17 protein-coding genes and 1 pseudogene are annotated in these 20,029 nt (G+C 64.4%); 13 read left to right on the top strand and 5 right to left on the bottom strand.

Annotated features, from left to right (window positions below; all coding sequences use genetic code 11):
• The 3 genes and pseudogenes from J0I79_RS15615 to J0I79_RS15605 all read right to left on the bottom strand — a co-directional run.
• Nucleotides 1-413, bottom strand: a pseudogene (locus J0I79_RS15615) (spermidine/putrescine ABC transporter); the annotation flags it as partial.
• A gap of 28 nt (nt 414-441) precedes the next feature.
• Entirely contained in the window at nt 442-1,263 is an 822-nt protein-coding gene (locus tag J0I79_RS15610) for an ABC transporter permease (protein WP_292860206.1), read from the bottom strand.
• On the bottom strand, nt 1,260-2,144 hold the full coding sequence (locus J0I79_RS15605; protein ID WP_292860203.1) for an ABC transporter permease: 885 nt from the start codon (nt 2,142-2,144) through the stop codon (nt 1,260-1,262). The genes J0I79_RS15610 and J0I79_RS15605 overlap by 4 nt, the downstream gene beginning before the upstream one ends.
• 317 nt (nt 2,145-2,461) lie before the next feature.
• On the opposite strand from J0I79_RS15605, the gene J0I79_RS15600 reads away from it, so the two are divergent.
• From J0I79_RS15600 to J0I79_RS15570, 7 genes are all read left to right on the top strand, one after another.
• Nucleotides 2,462-3,622: a fumarylacetoacetate hydrolase family protein gene (locus J0I79_RS15600; RefSeq protein WP_292860200.1), complete on the top strand. Its 1,161-nt coding sequence runs from the start codon at nt 2,462-2,464 to the stop codon at nt 3,620-3,622.
• 115 nt (nt 3,623-3,737) lie between these two features.
• A complete protein-coding gene (locus J0I79_RS15595) occupies nt 3,738-5,267 on the top strand; it encodes a sugar ABC transporter ATP-binding protein (protein WP_292860197.1) in 1,530 nt (509 codons plus the stop codon).
• Entirely contained in the window at nt 5,264-6,298 is a 1,035-nt protein-coding gene (locus J0I79_RS15590; protein WP_292860194.1) for an ABC transporter permease, read from the top strand. Before J0I79_RS15595 ends, J0I79_RS15590 begins: the two co-directional genes overlap by 4 nt.
• A gap of 225 nt (nt 6,299-6,523) precedes the next feature.
• The gene (locus J0I79_RS15585; protein WP_292860191.1) at nt 6,524-7,459 is read left to right on the top strand and encodes a substrate-binding domain-containing protein; all 936 of its coding nucleotides are present in this window, start codon (nt 6,524-6,526) and stop codon (nt 7,457-7,459) included.
• A 114-nt stretch (nt 7,460-7,573) separates the two neighbouring features.
• Nucleotides 7,574-8,560, top strand: a complete 987-nt coding sequence (locus tag J0I79_RS15580) for an ABC transporter permease (RefSeq protein WP_292860211.1) — start codon at nt 7,574-7,576, stop codon at nt 8,558-8,560.
• Between the two features lie 3 nt (nt 8,561-8,563).
• On the top strand, nt 8,564-9,355 hold the full coding sequence (locus tag J0I79_RS15575) for an ATP-binding cassette domain-containing protein (RefSeq protein ID WP_292860188.1): 792 nt from the start codon (nt 8,564-8,566) through the stop codon (nt 9,353-9,355).
• A 125-nt stretch (nt 9,356-9,480) separates the two neighbouring features.
• The gene (locus J0I79_RS15570) at nt 9,481-10,503 is read left to right on the top strand and encodes a LacI family DNA-binding transcriptional regulator (protein ID WP_292860185.1); all 1,023 of its coding nucleotides are present in this window, start codon (nt 9,481-9,483) and stop codon (nt 10,501-10,503) included.
• Nucleotides 10,504-10,812: 309 nt separating this feature from the next.
• Here J0I79_RS15570 and J0I79_RS15565 read toward each other — a convergent pair whose 3' ends face one another.
• Nucleotides 10,813-11,403 (bottom strand): TetR/AcrR family transcriptional regulator, encoded by a 591-nt coding sequence (locus tag J0I79_RS15565; RefSeq protein ID WP_292860182.1) that lies wholly within the window; start codon nt 11,401-11,403, stop codon nt 10,813-10,815.
• 245 nt (nt 11,404-11,648) lie between these two features.
• Here J0I79_RS15565 and J0I79_RS15560 point away from each other — a divergent pair, with 245 nt between their 5' ends.
• The 3 genes from J0I79_RS15560 to J0I79_RS15550 are packed head-to-tail and all read left to right on the top strand — an operon-like array spanning nt 11,649 to nt 16,240.
• Nucleotides 11,649-11,897, top strand: a complete 249-nt coding sequence (locus tag J0I79_RS15560; RefSeq protein ID WP_292860179.1) for a hypothetical protein — start codon at nt 11,649-11,651, stop codon at nt 11,895-11,897.
• Nucleotides 11,882-15,067 carry a multidrug efflux RND transporter permease subunit gene (locus tag J0I79_RS15555; RefSeq protein ID WP_292860176.1) on the top strand — a complete coding sequence of 1,062 codons (3,186 nt, stop codon included), beginning with the start codon at nt 11,882-11,884 and terminating at the stop codon, nt 15,065-15,067. Before J0I79_RS15560 ends, J0I79_RS15555 begins: the two co-directional genes overlap by 16 nt.
• 15 nt (nt 15,068-15,082) lie before the next feature.
• Nucleotides 15,083-16,240, top strand: a complete 1,158-nt coding sequence (locus J0I79_RS15550) for an efflux RND transporter periplasmic adaptor subunit (protein ID WP_292860173.1) — start codon at nt 15,083-15,085, stop codon at nt 16,238-16,240.
• Between the two features lie 21 nt (nt 16,241-16,261).
• Here J0I79_RS15550 and J0I79_RS15545 read toward each other — a convergent pair whose 3' ends face one another.
• Nucleotides 16,262-17,194 (bottom strand): LysR substrate-binding domain-containing protein, encoded by a 933-nt coding sequence (locus J0I79_RS15545; protein ID WP_292860170.1) that lies wholly within the window; start codon nt 17,192-17,194, stop codon nt 16,262-16,264.
• A gap of 100 nt (nt 17,195-17,294) precedes the next feature.
• Here J0I79_RS15545 and J0I79_RS15540 point away from each other — a divergent pair, with 100 nt between their 5' ends.
• The 3 genes from J0I79_RS15540 (at nt 17,295) to J0I79_RS15530 (ending at nt 20,028) form a co-directional block, all read left to right on the top strand.
• On the top strand, nt 17,295-18,083 hold the full coding sequence (locus tag J0I79_RS15540; RefSeq protein ID WP_292860167.1) for a 2OG-Fe(II) oxygenase: 789 nt from the start codon (nt 17,295-17,297) through the stop codon (nt 18,081-18,083).
• 112 nt (nt 18,084-18,195) lie between these two features.
• Entirely contained in the window at nt 18,196-18,888 is a 693-nt protein-coding gene (locus J0I79_RS15535) for a GntR family transcriptional regulator (protein ID WP_292860164.1), read from the top strand.
• 33 nt (nt 18,889-18,921) lie between these two features.
• On the top strand, nt 18,922-20,028 hold the full coding sequence (locus J0I79_RS15530) for a mandelate racemase/muconate lactonizing enzyme family protein (RefSeq protein WP_292860161.1): 1,107 nt from the start codon (nt 18,922-18,924) through the stop codon (nt 20,026-20,028).
• Nucleotide 20,029: the final 1 nt, after the last annotated feature.

Here is a 20,029-nt window from a genome sequence, read left to right as displayed (position 1 = left end):
CAGTCCCACGGCACCATCCAGACCTTGCCGTCGCCGGCCTGCAGGTCGGGCAGGTTCTTGAACACCGGGAAGATCGAATCCCAGTTCTTGATGCGCTTGGTGTCGATCGGCTGCAGCAGGCCTTCCTTGTTCCAGCGCGCCACCTTGTCGTAGCAGGGATGCGCGATATCGGGGCGGAAGCCGGCCTTGACCTTGGTGAAGGCGTCGTCGTCATCACCGAAGATCGAGGCCTCGACGCCATCGGGGTGAGCTGCGAGGAAACTCTTGTTGAAGTCCGGCAGTTCGTAGCCCGACCAGGTGAAATACTGCAGCTTTTCAGCCGCAAGCGCCACGGTCGACGACAGCGCGAGCGCCAGCGCGGCGAGCCCGGCCCGGGCCCCTTTCCCGGTGAGCGATTTCAGATGCAATGTCATTTCGGTTCTCCTCTTTCTTTGTTGTGGTTCAGGCTGAAACGCGGCGCGCGGCGCCGAGCCCGCGATGACGCAGGATCTCGGCGGAGCCGGCGATGATGAAGGACACGGCCAGGATTACCGTCCCCAGGGCCATGACGGTCGGCAGCGAGCGGGGAAAGCGCAGCTGACTCCAGATGTAGAGCGGCAGCGTCGGCTCGGTGCCGGCGAGGAAGAAGACGACGATGAACTCGTCGAAGGAAATCAGGAAGGCGAGCATGAAGGCCGACAGCACGGCCGGCAGGCTGAGCGGCAGCATGACACGCCGGAACGTCGTCCAGTCGGAGGCGCCGAGATCGAGCGCCGCCTCGCGCACCGTTCTGGGAATGGCGGCGAAGCGGCTTCGCATCACGACCACGGTGGTCGGCAGCGCCACCAGTATATGTCCGAACACGATGGCGACGCGCGACGGACCGAGCCCGACGAGATTGACCAGGATCAAAAGGGATATGCCGACGATGACGCCCGGAATGAGGATCGGCAGCCGCGCGATGGTGCTGATGGCGGTGGCCAGCGGCGAGCGCCCATAGAGGTCCATATAGGAGACGGTGATGCCGCACAGCGTAGCGCCTGACGCCGCGATGATGCCGATGACGAGACTGTTGGCAAGCGCGCCCGACAGCGCCGGATTGCCATAGAGCGTGGCGTACCATTGCAGCGTGAAGCCCTGCAGCGGAAACGCCGCCTGGATGGAATCGTTGAAGGAAAACAGTGGGATCAACAGAACGGGAAGATAAAGGAAGACCAGATAGCCAAGCACGTAGAGGCCGAGCCAGCTTCCATCCCTGTTCATGCCGGCGCGCTCGGCTTTCATGTGCGGCTGCCAAACCGGCGGTCGGCGCCGCGCGCGACCAGCACCACCAGAAGGATGACCAGCATGACGCAGACCGAAAGCGCAGCCCCGAACGGCCAGTCATTGGCCTTGCCGAACTGCGACTGGATCAGCGTGCCGATCATGGTGCTGGCCGGGCCGCCGACCATGGCCGGGGTTACGTAGTCGCCGACGGTCGGCACGAACACGACGAGGGCGGCTGCAAGAACGCCCGGCATCGAATTGGGCAGCACGACACGACGGAACGCGGTGAACGGACGCGCGCCGAGATCGGATGCGGCCTCCAGCAGCGATTTCGGGATCGTGTCCAGCGCCACATAGATCGGCAGGATGGCGAAGGGCGCGTAGGCGTGGGCGAGTGTCACAACCACCGCCGCCGGCGTGTTGAGGAAGGCCAGCGTCGGCTCCGACCAGATGCCGCTTTCGATCAGGGCCGAATTCAGTACGCCATTATAGGCGAGGACGATTTTCCAGGCGAAAACGCGCAGGAGATAGCTGGTCCAGAACGGCAGCGTCACCAGGAACAGCAGCAGCCCGCGCCGCCGCCCGGCGTGGAAGGCCAGGTAGTAGGCGACGGGATAGGCGGTGACGACCGTGGCCAGCGTGACCAGGCCGGCGATGATCAGTGAGCGCAGCGTCACTGTCCAGTAGAGCGGGTCGGACACGACGGTGAGGAAATTCGCCAGGCTGAAACCGGCGCCGAGCAGCGAGCCGTCGTTGGCGCGGAAGGCGAGAAAGAGCACCAGGCCAAGGGCGAACAGGATCAGCAGGAAGGTGACCAGCGCGCCCGGCAACAGCATGACAAACCGGAAGCCCGATGAAGACCGGGCTTCGGGCGCTTGTGCTGCGATCAGGGTCGACATCGACCAGCCTGCCAGAATTTTGAAATTGGCTGAGATTTTTTCATATTCGTGAAACTGTCAAGCGGAATCCCGCTGTTGGGACTGGTTTTGAGCGGCGCCGTGTCCTCAATGGCTGCTGAGACAGCATCCGGCCAAGCCGCATGAAAATCATGTCCGGGATTTCACACCTTTGAAAGCCTTCCCTTGAGGCTTGTTGGTGGGCCACAGACGAGCCGGAAGACAACACTTGGGATCGCGGGATAGACGTTTCATCGGAATCCGGTGAAAGTGCCGCGCCGAACCGGCAACCGCATCTCGCTGACCAGAGGATCTCAGACATGACCAACCCGACGCATCTGCCCGCCGAAGGCCTGTTTGTCGGGCGCGCCAGAAGCGGCGAGGCCTCGCATCCCCTGGTGGTCACGGTCCGCGACGGCACCGTCTTCGACATCACGTCGAGCGCGGCACCGACCGTGCGCGACCTCTGCGAGATGAAGGATCCGGCCGGACATGCGCGCGCGGCCAGGGGCAAGCCGATCGGTTCGCTCGACGACATCGCCGCCAACAGTTTCGAAGCCAAGCGCGATCCGGCGAAGCCTTATCTGCTCTCGCCGGTCGACCTGCAGGCGGTCAAGGCGTCGGGCGTGACCTTTGTCGTCAGCCTGCTCGAGCGGGTGATCGAGGAGCAGGCGCGCGGCTCGGCGGAAAAGGCCGATGCCATCCGCGCCGACATTGCCGGGCTGATCGGCCATGACCTGTCCAAACTCAAGCCAGGTTCGCCGGAAGCCATGGAAATCAAGGCCAAGCTGATTTCACGCGGCGCCTGGTCGCAATATCTGGAAGTGGGCATCGGCCCGGATGCCGAGATCTTCACCAAGTGCCAGCCGATGGCGTCGGTCGGCTTCGGCGCCGATGTCGGCCTGCACCCCGTGTCGACCTGGAACAATCCGGAACCCGAAATCGCCATGATCGCCGCCAGCACCGGCAATATCGTCGGCGCCACCATCGGCAACGACGTCAATCTGCGCGACGTCGAAGGGCGTTCGGCGCTGTTGCTCGGCAAGGCCAAGGACAACAACGCCTCGGCATCGCTCGGGCCTTTCATCCGCCTGTTCGACGACACGTTCTCGATCGACGACGTAAAGCAGGCCGTCGTGCGGCTGAAAGTCGAGGGCGATGACGGGTTCTCGCTCGAGGGCGCAAGCTCGATGGCCGAGATCAGCCGCTCGCCGGAAGAACTGGTCGCCGCCGCCATGGGGCCGCATCATCAGTATCCGGACGGGCTGGCGCTCTATCTCGGCACCATGTTCGTGCCGTCCAAGGATCGCGGCGAAAAGGGCAAGGGTTTTACGCACAAGGTCGGCGACATCGTCATCATCTCGTCGGAAAAGTTCGGCGCGCTGGTCAACAGGGTACGGCTGTCGCCGGATTGCCCGCACTGGACCTACGGCGCCAGCCATCTGATGCGCGACCTCGCCAGGGCTGGCCTGCTCCAGTGATCCCTTGAAGCTGCCTTTGCGCCGAAGGCCGCCATCAACACAATTTTATGTGGAATCCGGGTGACTGCGGACGCAATCCGCTTCAAGATCGCAGCGCGGTCGGGGGGCCGTTGCGATGTCCGATTCGCCGATATTGTTCGTGCGCACGGTCGCCAAGCGCTTTGGCGGCACGGTTGTGCTCGAAGACATGAACCTCATGGTCGAGCGTGGCTCGATCCACGCCTTGGTCGGCGAAAGTGGCGCCGGCAAATCGACGCTGGTCAAGGTGCTGGCGGGAATCGTGCGGCCAGACGGCGCCACCATCGAGTTCGACGGCAAGAAAGCGATCATCGACAGCCCTAGCGCCGCGCGAAAACTGGGCATCAGCGTGGTCCTGCAGCAGCCCGGGCAGTTTCCTGAGCGACCGGTCCTCGCCAATCTGTTCGTCAACCGTGAACCGGTTCATAACGGGCTGATCTCCCGGCGCGAGATGGAGGCGCGCAGCCGTGACCTGCTTCGGCAGCTTGGTCTCGCCGCCAATGTCCATGCTCCTCTCGGCGAGCTCGGGCCGGGCGACCGGCAGCTTGTCGCGATCGCCCGCGCGCTGCTGGAAAGCCCGAGACTACTCATCCTCGACGACCCTAATTCAGGACTCGACCAGCAGCAGAACGAGCGGCTGTCCTTGGCCCTGCGGGGGCTGAGGGCCAGGGGGATGAGCGTGCTCTACGCTTCGAACCGGCTGCAGGATGCGCTCGCCATTGCCGACCAGTTGACAGTGATGCGCAACGGCCGCGACGTGCTGACCAAGGCGCGGCAGGACCTGACGGCCTCCGAGGAAGCGATGATCGGGCAGTTGCGCCAGTCGCTGTTCCCGCTGCCGCTGCGGGCCTTGTCGCAGCATGCAGGCACGTTGCGGCCGCAGATCACCATTGATGGGCTCGGCGGCGGCCAGCTTTCCGGTGCCAGCTTCATCGCCCGTGCGGGCGAAATTCTTGGTATTGCCGGCGCCGGAGCGCAGGATCTGCTTGCCCTGCTGTTCGGGCTGAAAAAACCGCGCCAGGGCAAGGTGCGTTTTCCCGACGGAGACGGCTTGCCGAGGGCGCGGGTGGAAGCGGCCCAGCGCAACATCTGCATGATATCGGGCGATCGCGGCAACGGGCTGATGCCGGAAAAGTCCATCGCCTTCAACATGGCCAACGTCGTCGTCGGCGCGCGCAGCTGGGGCCCGCGCTGGTATTCGCAGAGATCGGCGATCGACCGCGCCGCGCGGCAGATCGAGGCGCTGCGCATCAGGAGCACGCCGGAGATGCCCGCGGGCTCGCTTTCGGCCGGTGGTCAGCAGAAGGTCGCCATCGGCAAATGGCTGGAAATCGGCCCGCAAGTGATGCTGCTCGACGAGCCGGCCCGTGGCGTCGACATCGGCAGCAAGCAGGAGATCTACGCCTTGATCCGCCAGATGGCGGCCAGTGGCTGCATCGTCATCCTGCATTCAAGCGAGCTGTCCGAACTGACAGGACTTTGCGATCGGATTCTTGCTTTCCACCAGGGCAGGCTGGCCGGTGAAATGGCCGGAGAGCACATGGACGCAGGCAAGCTGCAGAAGCTGCTCGCGGCGGGAAAGACCGCCGGCGATGAACGCCAGGCCAGCCGGGAGAGCGCGGCATGACCAAGACCGATGCCGCACCTTCGCTTGCCGGGTCGGCGAGCCATCAAACCGGGCACCGTATCCGGCTGCCGGCGGAGACCGGCGCCGTGATCGCGCTCGCCATACTGGTGGCGATGCTTGGCTGGCTGAGCCCCTCCTTCCTCGAACCAGCCAATCTGCTTTCGATGCTCGGGCAGGCCGCCCTGCCCGGCCTGCTGGCGATCGGCATGGTGTTCGTGCTTGCTGCCCGCCAGATCGACCTTTCGGCAGGTGCGGCCTTCCATCTTTCGGCGACCTTCGCGGCGCTGCTGATGGTCGACGGAATGGACCCATGGCCCGCCGCGCTGGCCGGCGTGGCGGCCGGAGCCTGCCTTGGCCTCATCAATGGCCTGCTGGCGATCACGCTGCGCCTTCCGGCCCTGGTGGTAACACTCGGTACGTGGTGGATGATCCAGGGTCTGTCGCTGGTTGCCGGCAAGGGCCAGGCAGTCGTGCCGCCCAAGGCGGATGGAAACTTCTTTGCGGGTCTGTCGGGCAAAGCATTTGTCATTGTGCCGGTAGTCGCCATCGTCTTCGTCGCGCTGGCGCTGGTCATGCATGTCGTGCTTCACCGCACCCGCTTCGGCTACCGGGTCCAGGCCGTGGGCAGCAACCCACAGGCCGCCGACTATGCCGGCATCCCTACGGGCACGGTAAGGCTGCTGACGTTGATGCTGATGGGCGCGATGGCGGGACTTGCCGGCGTCATCCATGTCGGCGCTCACGGCACGATCGCTCCCGGGGATGGCAGCACGTTCACGCTGCTGGCGATCGCCGCCGCCATCATCGGCGGTACTGCTCTTTCGGGTGGCCGTGGCAGCGTTGTCGGCGCTGCGATCGGAATGCTGATCCTTCAGCTGATCCTGAGCGCCATGGCCCTGTTCGGCGTGGATCCCGTCTGGAACAGCTTCGCGACAGGCGCGCTGCTGGTGCTTGCCCTGGCGGTCGACCGGCTGGGCCGGTGGTGGCGCAACCGGGACGGCGCGCGCACCGGAGACAATCCTGTCGGCTGAGCCTCGAAGCCCATCATCCGGCTGCCCGGAAAATCACCGCAACTGATGCAATCTGATGGACCCACTGATGGCGCTGCATCGGGCGCCAACTACATCTGCATATGGAGGCTTGCCATCCGTCGAAAAAGGGAATGCTCTTGGGCATCCGAGCGGCGCTGGCAAAAGACGCAATCCGGCGGAGGCCGGAACAAGGGACGGATCATCTTTCAACCGGGAGGAAATCAAATGCTGACAAGACTGAGACTTGTACTCTACGGCCTGCTGGTCGCGCTGACCGTCATTCCGGCGGCGGCGCAGGCCAAGACCTTCTACTGGGTTTCGCATGGCGGGCCGGCCGACCCGGTCTGGACCTATTTCCTGGCTGGCGCCAAGCAATGGGCCAAGGACACCGGCAACACCGTCAACACCTCTTTCCACAATGGCGACGTCGCCTCGCAGCAGGAGGCTGTCCGCGCGGCCATCTCGGCCAAGGCCGACGGCATCGTCACCACCAGCCCCGATCCGGGCAGCCTGGTCGAGATCGTCAAGGAAGCCCGCGCGGCCAACATCCCGATCATCAACTTCAACACGCCCGATCCCAAGGCCAATTTCAACGCCTATGTCGGCGGCGACAATGTCACCTTCGGCAAGCACTGGGCGCAGTATCTGGTCGACAAGGGTCTGGTGAAGAAGGGCGACTTCGTCTGGATGCCGGTCGAGATTCCCGGCGCCACCTATGGCGTGCAGGAAGAAGAAGGCATCAAGAGCGTCTTCGGCCCGCTCGGCATCACCTATGAGGTTACCGAAGCGACGCTCGACCAGGCCGAAGTGATCAACCGTATGGTCGACTACCTCACCGCCCATAAGGGCAAGGTCAACGCCATCATCGGGCTCGGCGATCTCGTCACCGGTTCGATCAAGCGCGTGTTCGACCAGGTCGGCGTCAAGCCGGGCGAAATCCCTGTCGTCGGCTGGGGCAACTCGCTCGACACCACGCAGGAAGTGCTGAACGGCTACGTCAATGCCGGCCAGTGGCAGGACCCGCAGGCGACCAGCTATGTGGCGCTGTCGCTCGCCAACATGGCGGCCAGCGGCATCCCTCCGGGCTTCAACGTCATCACCGGCGCGCTCTATGAGAAGGACACCGCCGGCATCTACGACAAGATCCTGTCCGGCAAATAATCCGCGATCCCTGGCGCCGCGCATTGTCGCGCGGCGCCAGACATTTTCTTGCGCCGCGACCAGTCCGCCGATGCGGTGGAGATCGTGGCCTGCTCCAACCATGTCGCGGGTTCAATGGAAAACCGTTCGCTCATCCAACGCCTGATCGGCCGGCCGGAATTCGGTCCGCTGGTGCTGCTCATCATCGAGCTCGCCGTCTTCTGGGGCATCAACCCCGATTTTCTGTCGCCGCAGAACATCTCCAACATCCTCGCCTTCACCGTCGAGCTCGGGCTGATCGCGCTGGCGATGACGCTTTTGATGACATCGGGTGAATTCGACCTCTCGGTCGGTTCGCTGTTCGGCTTCTCGCCGGTGCTGATGTGGACGCTTTTCAACGCCGGCGTCACCTCGCTGGAGGTGGGCCTGCTTGTCGCGCTGGTGGTCGCGGCGATCATCGGACTGGTCAATGGCTGGTTTGTCACCCAGCTCAAGATTCCATCCTTCCTGGTCACACTCGGCATGCTGCTCGTGGTGCGCGGCAGCGCCCTGTTCATCACCGACGGCTTTCCGCAGCGCACATGGAGCGCGGAAGGCAGCTGGCTGGCGAACCTTTTGGTCGGCGATTTCTACATCGGACCGTTCCGCGTCTATGCCTCGCTGTTCTGGTTCATCGGCGCGGCGATCGTGCTCGGCTATGTGCTGACGCAGAGCCGCACCGGCAACTGGATCCAGGCGGCCGGCGGCAATCCGCTCGCCGCGCGCGCCCGCGGCGTCAATGTCAGCCGCGTCAAGATCGGCCTGTTCGTCCTGTCTTCGGTGATGGCTTCGCTTGCCGGCGTCATCTCCTCGCTGCGTACGTCCGCCGCCAACCCCAACAGCGGCACGGGCTACGAGCTCGAGGTCATCGCCATGGTGGTCATCGGCGGCACGGCGCTGACCGGCGGGCGCGGCACCATCATCGGCACCGTGCTCGGCATCCTGATCCTGCGCGTGATGCGCAACGGCATCGTGCTGATCGGCGTGCCGGGACTGGCCTACAACATCTTCATCGGCGCCATCATCCTTGGCATGATGGCCTTGCATTCATGGCTGGAACGCCGGCACCAGGCAGGGACTTGAACCATGGCCGAGCCATTGATCCGCATGCAGAACATCCGCAAGTCCTACGGGCGCGTGCAGGCGCTGGTGGACGCAAATTTCCATGTCAACGAGAAGGAAATCGTCGGCCTGCTCGGCGACAACGGCGCCGGCAAGTCGACGCTGATCAAGGTTCTCTCGGGCGCCGTGCCGCTGACCAACGGCGACATCTTCATCCGCGGCAAGAAGGTGACGCTGCGCTCGACCAGCGACGCCATCGCGCACGGCATCGAGACGATCTATCAGGACTCCGCGCTGGTCACGCAATTGTCGATCGCCCGCAATCTGTTTCTCGGGCGCGAGCCGATCAAGCCGCCGCGCTTCCTCAACCGCATGGATCAGGAAGCGATGAACACGGTTGCCCGTGATCTGCTGAAAGAGGTCGGCATCTCGAAGAACATCCCGCCGACGACGCCGATCGGCTCGCTGTCGGGCGGCGAGCGGCAGGCGGTGGCGATCGCACGCGCCATGCATTTCGACAGCGACCTCATCATCCTCGACGAGCCGACCAACAATCTCGGTGTCGCCGAGACACAAGGGGTGCTGAGTTTCGTGCGCAACGCCCGCGATTCCGGCCATTCCTGCATCTTCATCGCCCACAACATCCATCACGTCTTCCAGGTGGTCGACCGCATCGTCGTCATGCGCCGGGGCAAGGTGGTCGCCGACGACATCGATCCCAAGAAGACCACCGTGTCGGAAGTCGAACGCATCATCACCGGCATGTCGGACAAGGAAATCCGCGACGCGGTCGCCGACGGCAAGCCGGCCCATTGAACACGGACGGAATCCATCTTGTCGACGCAAGCTGATGCCGATTGCGATGACGGGTTTCGATCAGCCGTCACCCGGATCACATCAGTTCCGTGGCGTGGCGTCGCATCGACGGATAGGGTCGCGGCATGAAGGCCACGGTCTCTGATATCGCCAGGAATTGCGGACTGTCGACCGCGACGGTCGACAGGGTGCTCAACAACCGGCCGGGCGCGAGCGCCGCCAACCGGCAGCGGGTGCTGGAAGCCGCCAAGCAGCTCGGCTATCTGCCGGTCGCCGACCAGGTGACGCTTCCCTCCAAGCCGGCAAACCTCGAATTCTTCCTGCCTATCGGTCGCAATGTCTTCATGCACGACCTCGCCAAGCATATCGAGGACTATGCTTCGCGCCTGCCGCTGGTGGCCTCCTGCCGGATTCACAATCTGGCGGGCATCTCGCCGAACGCGCTGCAGATGGCGGTTGAAAAACTGTCGCTGCGGGCCAACGGCGTCGGCGTCATCGCCGTCGATCATCCCAGGACACGCAACATCCTGCGCGACATCGTCGACGCCGGCATCCGCCTGGTGACGCTGGTGTCGGACATTCCGGCCGCGCCGCGCTCGGCCTATGTCGGCATAGACAACCGGGTGGCGGGACGGACGGCGGCGCTGTTGATGGGGCGCTTCCTCGGCGGACGCGAAGGCCGCCTGGCGATGGTCGTCGGCTCCCGCTCCTATCGCGGCCATGAGGAGCGCGAGATGGGCTTTCGCTCCGTGCTCGGCGAGGAGTTTCCCAACCTCACCGTCAGCAGCGCCGTCGAGATCAATGACGAGCCCGATGCCAGCTATGCCGAAACCATGAAGGCTCTGCGCAACGAGCCGGAACTGCTCGGCATCTACTGCGTCGGCGCCGGGCGCTCCGGCGTCGCCAGGGCGATCCGGGAAGCCAGGCCCAACCGCAAGCCGGTCTTCATCTGCCATGACCTGACCAGGGAAACGCGCGGCTATCTCGTCGATGACCTTGCCGATGTCGTCATCGACCAGAACGCCAGGCTGATCGCCGAGCAGTCGGTCATCCAGTTGCTCGGCTCGATCGCCTCATCGGCGCCCTATCTGACGCGCAAGTTCATCGAGCCGCGCCTGATCTTCAGGGAAAACGTGCCGGTCCAGTGAGGCGGTATTTCGCGGGTTTTCACGGCGACACGGCAAATCTGCACAGCTGCCATGCACAATTCATCGTTGCCGAATCATTGGGCAACCCGTAGCTTCTGGGTGTCGGCCATCTACTCCTCCCAGATGCGATGCCGGCCCTGAATGGGGTGCACCTCCTCCCGCGCCACATTCGAAATCGAGCCCGCTGCCACCTCCTCCCGGCAGCGGGCTTTTTTCGTTCAGCCTCGGGAATGGCGATATTCGCGGCACGCCGAAAATGGCGCGCTGGACGTTACCTCAGATGGGCCGCGCAGATAGAAGCGGGCAGATTTAACCAGCCGCGCTGCCGCGGAAGGAGACGATCAAACCCTCGGCCATGCGCACGAACTGCGTGCTGGGGCCTTCGGCGCCCACGGTCTGCACGCTGACGCGCGCGCCCTCGAACAGCAGCGACAGCGTGTCGGCAAGAAGCTCGGCCTGGCCGATGCCGGCATCCCGGCACAAACCCACCAGCCGCTCGCGCTGGGCTTCCTTGAGTTCCTTGATCACGCGCCTTGCCGGATGGTCGGGTTCGGTCAGTTCAGCGGCGGCGTTGGCCATGTCGCAGCCGCGGCCGTCCGTGTTGAGCATGGCGGCCGCCTTGCGAACCCAGGCATGAAGCTGCGCGAGCTTGTCGCCGGGGAATTCAGCTTCGAAGGTGTCCCACATCGCGCCGGCCTTGGCGGCATTGGCGCGCAGGCACTCGACGATGAGATCGTCCTTGGATTCGAAGTGACGATAGAGCGTCATCTTGTTCGTGCCGGCGGCTTCGGTGATGGCATCGACGCCGACACCCTTGATGCCGTGCTTGTGGAACATGTCGCGCGCTGTCTCCAGGATCCGATCCCGGGGACGAGAGCGCTCCACGACGCCGTCTGTCATCATGATCTCCTTTCGTTTCCAAAAAACCCTCGGCCACCTCTTGACTAGGGTGTTACCGGTCTGTAACTTCCAGAATGTTACTTACTGGTAACACCTATATCATCCGTCGTCAATAACAAGGCCGTGAACTGGTCCTGCCAGATCGAGACGGGTGAGAAAACTGCCAATCATGCGGCCTCGGCCGGTGAAGAGATGAAAACGGTTCGCGAGCAAGGGCTGCGAATCGACAGACAAGGAGCCGGCCAATGCCACAGCGCCGCGATCTTACCATAGATGAGGCCGTCCGGGATCCGATGATCCGGCTGGTCATGAAAGCAGATGGGGTCGACCCCCGCGCCTTCGAGAAAATGCTTCGCTCGCTTGCCGAGGAGCGTCGCGAGGTGCCGCTGCTTCGTTCAGGCGAGCAATCGCCTGACGGGCACGGCCAGTTGTCCAAGGTTGCCAGCGCCTTCGGGCGGGCAAGAGCAGCCGGCGAGGCATGCGTGTCGTGGTAAACTTCTTCATCCACCGTCCGATCTTCGCCTCGGCGATCGCCATCATCATGGTGCTCGCCGGGACGATTTGTTATTTCCTGCTGCCGGTCTCGCAATTCCCCGACATCACGCCGCCCCAGGTCGTGGTCAGCGCCCACTATCCAGGCGCCAGCGCGCAAGTGGTGGCGGACACGGTGACGACGCCGCTGGAACAGCAGATCAACGGCGTGCAGGGCATGACCTACATGTCGTCGACGAGCTCCAATGACGGCTCCTCGACCATCACCATCACCTTCGATGTAGGCTATTCCCTGAGTACCGCCGCCGTCGACGTGCAGAACCGCGTCAGCCAGGCGGCATCCTCGCTGCCGGCGATCGTCAACCAGGGCGGGGTGACGATCAAGAAGCAGAATCCGAACTTCGTCCTGATCGTCAACCTCACCTCGCCCGACAATTCCGTCGATCCGGTGGCGCTTTCGAACCTTGCCTATCTGCAGGTCGTTGACCCGCTGAAGCGACTGCAGGGCGTCGGCGACGTGCAGATCTTCGGCGAGCGCCGCTATTCGATGCGCGTCTGGCTCGATCCGGACAAGCTCGCCAATCTCGGCATCACCGCCGTCGATGTCCAGAACGCCATCGCCGAACAGAACGTCCAGGTGGCGGCCGGCAAGATCGGCCAGTCGCCGGCCCCCGCCGGCACCGCCTTCGAAATGCAGGTCAATGCCGTCGGCCGCCTGAGCGACCCGAAGGAATTCGGCGACATCGTCGTACGCGCCAACACGGCGACCGGTTCGCTGGTCAAGTTGCGCGACGTCGCGCGCATCGAGCTCGGCGCACTGCAATATTCCTCCTCCGCCTTCTTCGGCAAGGACCCGACCGTGGTGCTGGCCGTCTACCAGATGCCCGGGTCCAACGCGCTCGACCTCCAGCAGCGCGTCAAGGACAAGATGCAGGAACTGTCGACGCGCTTCCCCAAGGGCGTGTCCTACGCCATGCACTATGACACGACGCGTTTCGTTTCGGCGTCGATGCACGACGTGCTGATCACGCTCGGCGAAGCGCTGGTGCTGGTCGTGGCGGTGGTGTTCATCTTCCTGCAGAGCTGGCGCACGACCATCATCCCGACCATCGCCATTCCGGTGTCGCTGGTGGCGACGCTCGTCGTCATGGAGATGATGGGTTTCTCCCTCAACATGCTGTCCCTGCTCGGCATGGTGCTGGCGATCGGCCTCGTCGTCGACGACGCGATCGTGGTGGTCGAGAATGTCGAGCGACAGCTCGAAGCCGGGCTGAAACCATTGGCTGCTACCAAGGCGGCCATGGCGGAGGTCACCGGCCCGATCATCGCCACGACCGCCGTGCTGATGGCGGTGTTCATACCGGTCGCCTTCATTCCCGGCGTGTCGGGGCGGCTCTACAATCAGTTCGCGCTGACGGTGGCGATCTCGGTCGGCATCTCGGCCTTCAACTCGCTGACGCTGAGCCCGGCGCTGAGCGCCGCCTTCCTGCGCCATCGCCATGGCGAGCAGTTCGTGCTGTTCCGCTGGTTCAACACGGGGTTCGACAAGCTGTCGCATGCCTACGCCCATGGCGTGCGCTTCCTCATCCGCCTGCGGTGGATCATGCTCGGCCTGTTCGCGGCCGGGCTGGTCGCCACCTATTTCGTCTGGCAGAAGCTGCCCTCGACCTTCCTCCCCGTCGAGGACCAGGGTTATTTCTTTGTCGTCATCCAGTTGCCCGACGGCGCCTCGCTGGAGCGCACCGACGCGGTGGCCCAGAAGGCGCGCGACATCCTGCAGGCGACGCCCGGCGTCGACATCGTCGGCTCGATCAGCGGCCTGAACTTCCTGACCAGCGCCGCGCAGTCGAATTCCGCGGTCGAATTCGCCATCCTCAAACCATGGGAAGAGCGCGGGCCCGACCAGAGCGCCTCGAAGCTCGTCGCCGACGTGCGCGGCAAGCTGATGCAGATCCCGGAAGCCTTCGCGCTTTCGTTCGATCCGCCGTCCATCCCGGGCATCGGCACGACGGGCGGCTTCGAATTCGTCGTCGAGGATCTGACCGGCCGCGGCAGCACGGCGCTGAACGACGCCACGCAAGCCGTGATCGCCGAGGCGCGCAAGCAGCCCGAGATCAATCCGCAGCAATTGTTCTCGCCCTTCTCGACCTCGACGCCGCAGTTCAACTACGACCTCGACCGGGCCAAGGCGAAGCTGCTCGGGCTCAACCTGCCCGACGTCTTCAACACGCTGCAGATCTATCTCGGCTCGCTCTACGTCAACGACTTCAACCTGTTCGGCCGCACCTTCCGGGTGACCATCCAGGCCGACAAGGACGCTCGTGCCGGGGCCGCCGACATCTCGCGGCTTTATGTGCGCAATGCTTCCGGCGGCATGGTGCCGCTCTCGACGCTGGGCAAGCTCGTGCCGTTCGTCGGCCCGGAAACCGTGCCGCACTACAACAACAACGCCTCGGCCACCATCAATGGCGGCGCCGCGCCCGGCTTCTCCTCGGGCCAGGCCGTTGCCGCGATGGAGCGGGCCGCGGCGACCGCGCTGCCCAGGGATTTCGGCTTCGAATGGACCGGCATCACCTTCCAGGAACTCAAGGCGGGGTCGATCGCCTCGGTGGTCTTTGCGCTCGCCATCGTCTTCGTCTTCCTGATCCTGGCGGCGCAGTATGAGAGCTGGGCCATGCCGTTCATGGTGCTGCTGGCGGTGCCGCTCGCTCTGTTCGGCGCGTTCGCGGCACTTTGGGCGCGCGGCATGCAGATCGACGTCTACTCGCAGATCGGCTTCGTGATGCTGATCGGCCTGGCGGCCAAGAATGCGATCCTGATCGTCGAGTTCGCACGGCGGCGGCGCGAGGAAGGCCTCAGCATCATCGAGGCGGCGATGGAAGCCGCACGGCTTAGACTGCGGCCGATCCTGATGACAGCTTTCGCCTTCATCCTCGGCGTGCTGCCGCTGATGTTCGCCACCGGCGCCGGCGCCGCCAGCCGCCAGTCGATCGGCACCACCGTGTTTGGCGGCATGGTCGCCGCGACCATCCTGTCGCTGGTGTTCGTGCCGGTCTTCTACGCGGTCATCGAACAGCTGCGGGAGCGCCGCCAAGGCGGCGAACCCGCCTCCCAACATATCGAACCAACAGCCGAACCCGCCCTCCCTCCCCTGGCGCAGGCGGCTGAATAGGATTGGAGACTGATCATGCGTAAATGGAAAATCGCCTTGGGTACGGCTGTCGCGCTGGGCGCGATCTCGGTGGCGAGCGTCCACCTGCTCGACATGGGCAACCTTCGGCTGAGCGGCTCCACGGCTGGGGCGGCGACACCGGCTCCTGCCGCGTTCGTCATGCCGGTGCCGGTGGCGAGCGTCGTCAAGAAGACGATCCCGATCTACCTCGACTACGCCGCACGGACCGAACCGATCCGCAGCATCACGCTGCAGGCGCGCGTGCCCGGCTATCTGCAGGAACAGACGGCGCAGGACGGCGCCGATGTCCGCCAGGGCGACCTTCTCTACAAGATCTCGCCGGACGACTTCCAGGCCGCGCTCGACCAGGCAAAGGCTCAGGTACAGCGCGACACGGCGACGCTCGACTATGCACGTTCCAACCTCGGCCGCGGCACCGAACTCGCCAAGAGCGGCTATCTGGCCAAGGACGGCTTCGACCAGCGCACCAGCACTTTGCGCGAGGCCGAGGCGTCGCTGGCGTTGAACCAGGCGGCGGTGCGCACCGCAGAACTCAATCTGGGCTATTCCCAGATCCATGCCCCGTTCACCGGGCGGCTCGGCCGCAACCAGGCCTCGGTCGGAACGCTGGTCAGTGTCGCCGGCACCGTGCTCAACACGCTGGTGCAGCTCGACCCGATCTATGTCACCTTCAACCCCAGCGAAACGGATCTGGCCGACATAGAGCAGGCCCGCGCCAACGGCCCGATCGAGGTCGAGGTGCTGCTTCCGGGTGAGACCGGGGCCAGCCAGAAGGGCGAGCTCACCTTCATGGACAACACGGTCGACCACTCGACCGGCACGATCACGGCGCGCGCCACAATCGGCAACGGCAAGTTCACGCTGCTGCCTGGCCAGTATGTGCGCGTGCGGCTGCACATCAAGCAGCAGCCGGATGCGCTGATGGTGCCGCAGACGGCGCTGGGATCGAGCCAGCTCGGCAAATATCTCTACGTCGTCGGCAAGGGCAATACGGTCGACCAGCGGCTGGTTTCGCTTGGACCGACCAGCGGCGATCTGGTGGCCATTCTGAGCGGCGTCTCGGAAGGCGACCAGGTGATCACGGGCAATCTGCAGAAGATCGGGCCCGGAATGCCGATTTCCCCATTGCCCCAACAGAAACCGGCTAGCTGATACCCCCCATCGGAACCGGTTTCAGTGCGGCGCCCCGACCCTTCCACGGGTCGCGGGCGCCGTTTTCGTCAAGAGGTCGACAAGGGCGGCCACGTCGGCTCGGTCGGCCTTCGCCGCAGGCATGAAGGCGCAATAGGGGTGCCCGAGCCGCACGGATAAAGAGGAAGGCGCGATCAGCCGGCCTGCGTCAAGATCGGCCTGGGCCATCACTCGCTGGCCAAGCGCGATGCCCAGCCCCAGCCTCGCCGAGGCGATCGCCAGGCTGGACAGGCCGACGCGGCGGCCGTGCGAGGGATCGGGTGCGCGCGAGCCGCCCGAAGCCGCGAACCAGTCCGTCCAGGTCGGGTGCGAGGCATAGTTCGGACCCCAGTTGGTGTGGATGAACTGGCTCTCGTGCAGACCCGCCAGCGCCGGATCGCCGTTTCCGTGCAGGCGCCAGAAGTCGGGCGAGCAGACCGGCAAGACCTCGTCATGGACGAGGCGGACCATCCGCAGGCCCGGATAATGATAGTCGCCATAGCTGATGCGCAGATCGACATTCCAGCGCATCAGATCGATCGGATCATCCTCTGCCCGAACGTCGATCGCCATGTGCGGGAAACTGTCGAGCAGGAGGGCAAGCCTTGGCGCCAGCCAAAGCTCCGCAAGCGAGAACGGCACGCTGACGACAAGTCGGGTCCTCAAGCCGCCTTCGAGCATGCGCTGGCCGATGGCCGCGATGTCGCCGAGCGCACGCGCGGTCTGCGGATAGATCGCATGGCCGGCATCGGTCAGCGTGATCCGGTTGCCCGTGCGTACGAACAACTGCTTGCCGAACCAGCTTTCGAGGTTGCGTATCTGCTGGCTGACCGCCGCCGAGGAGACGCCAAGCTCACTCGCGGCCAGGGTGAAGCTGCCGGTGCGCGCGGCGACCTCGAAGGCCTTGATGGCATTCAGCGGCGGCAGCCGATCCATACGAGCTTCCCCAAGTTTTTCTTGGCCAATCCTAATTATTTTGCCCGTTGAGAGAAAGAATTTTTTGCCGTCTTCTGTGCCCGACCCTGGAGGACACGACATGAAAGACATTCTCGATCTCGACCGCTATCCGATCGACCGCGAAGGCAGCCCCGAATGGCATCGCCTCGTGGACGAATCCAAGGCCGCGCTCGCGGCGAACGGCATGTTCAACCTGGAAGCGTTCCTGCGCCCTGGTGTCGCCGAGCGGGCCGTCACCGAAATCCGGCCGGTCATGGACACGAACTCCCATATCCATAAACGGCTGCACAACATCTACTTCAAGCCGTCGATCCCGGAACTGGCGCCGGATCATCCGGCGCTGCGCAAGGTCGAAACGATAAGCCACACGGTATGCGCGGACCAGATCCCCGACAGCACCGTGCTGTCGATCTATGAATACGAACCGCTGGTGCGCTTCCTCGCGGCGACGATGGACAAGCCCAACCTCTACGTGATGCAGGACCCCCTCGCCCGCGCCAACGTCATGGGCTATCGCGCCGGCGAGGCGCTCAACTGGCATTTCGACCGCTCGGAATTCACCACGACGCTTTTGCTGCAGGCGCCCGAAATCGGCGGCGACTTCGAGTATCGCACCGACCTGCGCTCCGAGAGCGACCCGAACTATGACGGCGTGGCAAAGCTGCTCGAGGGGCGCGATCCCGAAGCGAAGATCCTGCGCATCAAGGCCGGCACGCTGAATGTTTTCCGCGGCAAGAACACGGCCCATCGGGTCACCACGGTCGAGGGCAACCGCGAACGCATGATCGCGGTGTTTTCCTACTACGAACGTCCAGGCGTCATGTTCACCGAGGAGGAGCGCGTCGGCTTCTATGGCCGCGCGGCCTGACGTCGCCGGCATTCACGGGCGCAAGACCGGTCAACCAGCAGAAATCCAAAATAGCGCCTTGTTAGATTGTCGACAATCTGCTTCTCTGTCTTCGGTTCCCTGGAGTGGCCGAATGGCAAAGCTGGATTTCAGCCCGATCGCGGATACGACGCGCCGCGCCGAGATCGTCGCGCTGTTGCGGCGCGCGATCCTGACCGGACAGCTGGAGCCGGGGCAAAAGCTCAACGAGCTTCGCATCTCGGAACAGATGCGCGTCAGCCGCGCGCCCTTGCGCGAGGCGATGCGCGAACTGGTGCAGGAAGGCATCCTGACCAGCATTCCCTATGCCGGCACCTTCGTCATCGATGTCACCGCCAAGGACATCGATGACGCCTATTCGCTGAACAAGGTGCTCGACGAATTCGCCATCGAGCTGATGTGGAAGCTGCGCGACCAGCGCTTCTTCGACGAACTCGACCGCCGCCATGAGGCCGTCAAGCAGGCGACGCGCGACCGCGACACCACGCGCCAGATCGAAACCGCGCTGCAACTGCACGGCCTGATCCATGAATGGGCCGACAATTCGGTGCTTCTGGAAACATGGCAGCGGCTGACCAGCCGGCTGCAGATGTACTTCGCCCTGCACCAGCAGGCGCGCAAGGAAGTCGTGCCGGCCGAAGACGTCCATGAAACCTATGTGGCGCTGCTCAAGGGCAACGACATGCGTGCCGCCCAGCGCCATGCCCGCGAACATATCGACCTCGATTTCGAAGAGCTTCTTGCCTATGCGCGCGGCCTCGAACGGCGGCCGTCGAAAGGCGCCTGACCCCTCTCACCATCGCTGACAACGGATACCAACGTGCAGATCGAAACCATCAAAGCCTATCACGTCGTGCAGCCCTTCGTGGACGGCCCCTACCGCATGTCGAAGGGGCGGGTCGCCGACTGCTTCGACGCCGTCATCGTCTCGATTACCTCCGACAGCGGCGTGACCGGCTGGGGTGAGATGGCGCCGCTCGGCAATTTCTACTCGGCCGCCTTTCCCGCCGGCACCCGCGCCGGCGTGCCCGAGATCGCGCCGCACCTGATCGGCCAGGATCCGCGCGGGCTGGCGAGCATCGGCCGGCTCATGGACACGGTGTTCAAGGGCCATCCCTACATCAAGTCGGCGCTCGACATGGCCTGCTGGGATCTCGCGGCGCGCGACGCCGGTGTGCCGCTGGTGACGATGCTGGGCGGTCGCGAGAGCGATATGGCGGAAACCTACAGGGTCGTCACCCACGGCACGCTCGACCAGATGGCGGCGCTCGCCAAGCGGATCATCGCCGAGGGCTGCCGCCGCCTGCAGGTCAAGGTCGGCGGCAATGTGCACGAGGACATCGAGCGCGTCGGCACGGTCGCGGCGGCTGTGCCGAAAGGCACGGTGATCTTCTGCGACGCCAATGCCGGCTGGACGCCCTATCAGGCGCGTCAGTTCGCCGACGCCACGCGCTCCATCGATTACACATTCGAGCAGCCCTGCACAACGATCGAGGAGAACATGTCGGTGCGCCGCATGCTCGACAAGCCGATGGTGCTGGATGAATCCGTCACCTCGCTGGAACAGATGCTGGAGATTCATCGCCAGGGAGCGGCCGACGGGCTGACGCTGAAGATCTCGCGGCTCGGCGGTGTCAGTAAGACCCGGCTGATCCGCGACGTGGCCGTCGACCTCGGCTTCATGATCACGGTCGAGGACACCGGCGGCGCCGAGATCGACACCGCGGCGATGGCGCATCTGTCGCTGTCGACGCCCGAGGAGCGGCGGTTGCACGCCATCGCCTTCCACGAATGGGTGACGGTGCGTACGGCCACCAACGCGCCACCGGTGACCGGCAGCCATATGGGCGTTCCCGATGGCCCCGGCCTTGGCATCGACGTGGATCCCGGCCTGCTCGGCGCGCCCTTCTTCGAGATCGGCCGTTAAG

This window comes from Mesorhizobium sp., assembly GCF_017306585.1.
Lineage (GTDB): Bacteria > Pseudomonadota > Alphaproteobacteria > Rhizobiales > Rhizobiaceae > Mesorhizobium.
Note: the sequence above shows the minus strand (reverse complement) of the source record. Positions and strands in the feature narration are given on the sequence as shown.

Coding starts and splice junctions, on each gene's coding strand:
- J0I79_RS15550 (WP_292860173.1), top strand. CDS start 15,083: ATGCGTAAATGGAAAATCGCCTTGGGTACGGCTGTCGCGCTGGGCGCG.
- J0I79_RS15610 (WP_292860206.1), bottom strand. CDS start 1,263: ATGAAAGCCGAGCGCGCCGGCATGAACAGGGATGGAAGCTGGCTCGGC.
- J0I79_RS15580 (WP_292860211.1), top strand. CDS start 7,574: ATGGAAAACCGTTCGCTCATCCAACGCCTGATCGGCCGGCCGGAATTC.
- J0I79_RS15605 (WP_292860203.1), bottom strand. CDS start 2,144: ATGTCGACCCTGATCGCAGCACAAGCGCCCGAAGCCCGGTCTTCATCG.
- J0I79_RS15540 (WP_292860167.1), top strand. CDS start 17,295: ATGAAAGACATTCTCGATCTCGACCGCTATCCGATCGACCGCGAAGGC.
- J0I79_RS15545 (WP_292860170.1), bottom strand. CDS start 17,194: ATGGATCGGCTGCCGCCGCTGAATGCCATCAAGGCCTTCGAGGTCGCC.
- J0I79_RS15600 (WP_292860200.1), top strand. CDS start 2,462: ATGACCAACCCGACGCATCTGCCCGCCGAAGGCCTGTTTGTCGGGCGC.
- J0I79_RS15560 (WP_292860179.1), top strand. CDS start 11,649: ATGCCACAGCGCCGCGATCTTACCATAGATGAGGCCGTCCGGGATCCG.
- J0I79_RS15575 (WP_292860188.1), top strand. CDS start 8,564: ATGGCCGAGCCATTGATCCGCATGCAGAACATCCGCAAGTCCTACGGG.
- J0I79_RS15595 (WP_292860197.1), top strand. CDS start 3,738: ATGTCCGATTCGCCGATATTGTTCGTGCGCACGGTCGCCAAGCGCTTT.
- J0I79_RS15565 (WP_292860182.1), bottom strand. CDS start 11,403: ATGACAGACGGCGTCGTGGAGCGCTCTCGTCCCCGGGATCGGATCCTG.
- J0I79_RS15570 (WP_292860185.1), top strand. CDS start 9,481: ATGAAGGCCACGGTCTCTGATATCGCCAGGAATTGCGGACTGTCGACC.
- J0I79_RS15585 (WP_292860191.1), top strand. CDS start 6,524: ATGCTGACAAGACTGAGACTTGTACTCTACGGCCTGCTGGTCGCGCTG.
- J0I79_RS15590 (WP_292860194.1), top strand. CDS start 5,264: ATGACCAAGACCGATGCCGCACCTTCGCTTGCCGGGTCGGCGAGCCAT.
- J0I79_RS15535 (WP_292860164.1), top strand. CDS start 18,196: ATGGCAAAGCTGGATTTCAGCCCGATCGCGGATACGACGCGCCGCGCC.
- J0I79_RS15555 (WP_292860176.1), top strand. CDS start 11,882: ATGCGTGTCGTGGTAAACTTCTTCATCCACCGTCCGATCTTCGCCTCG.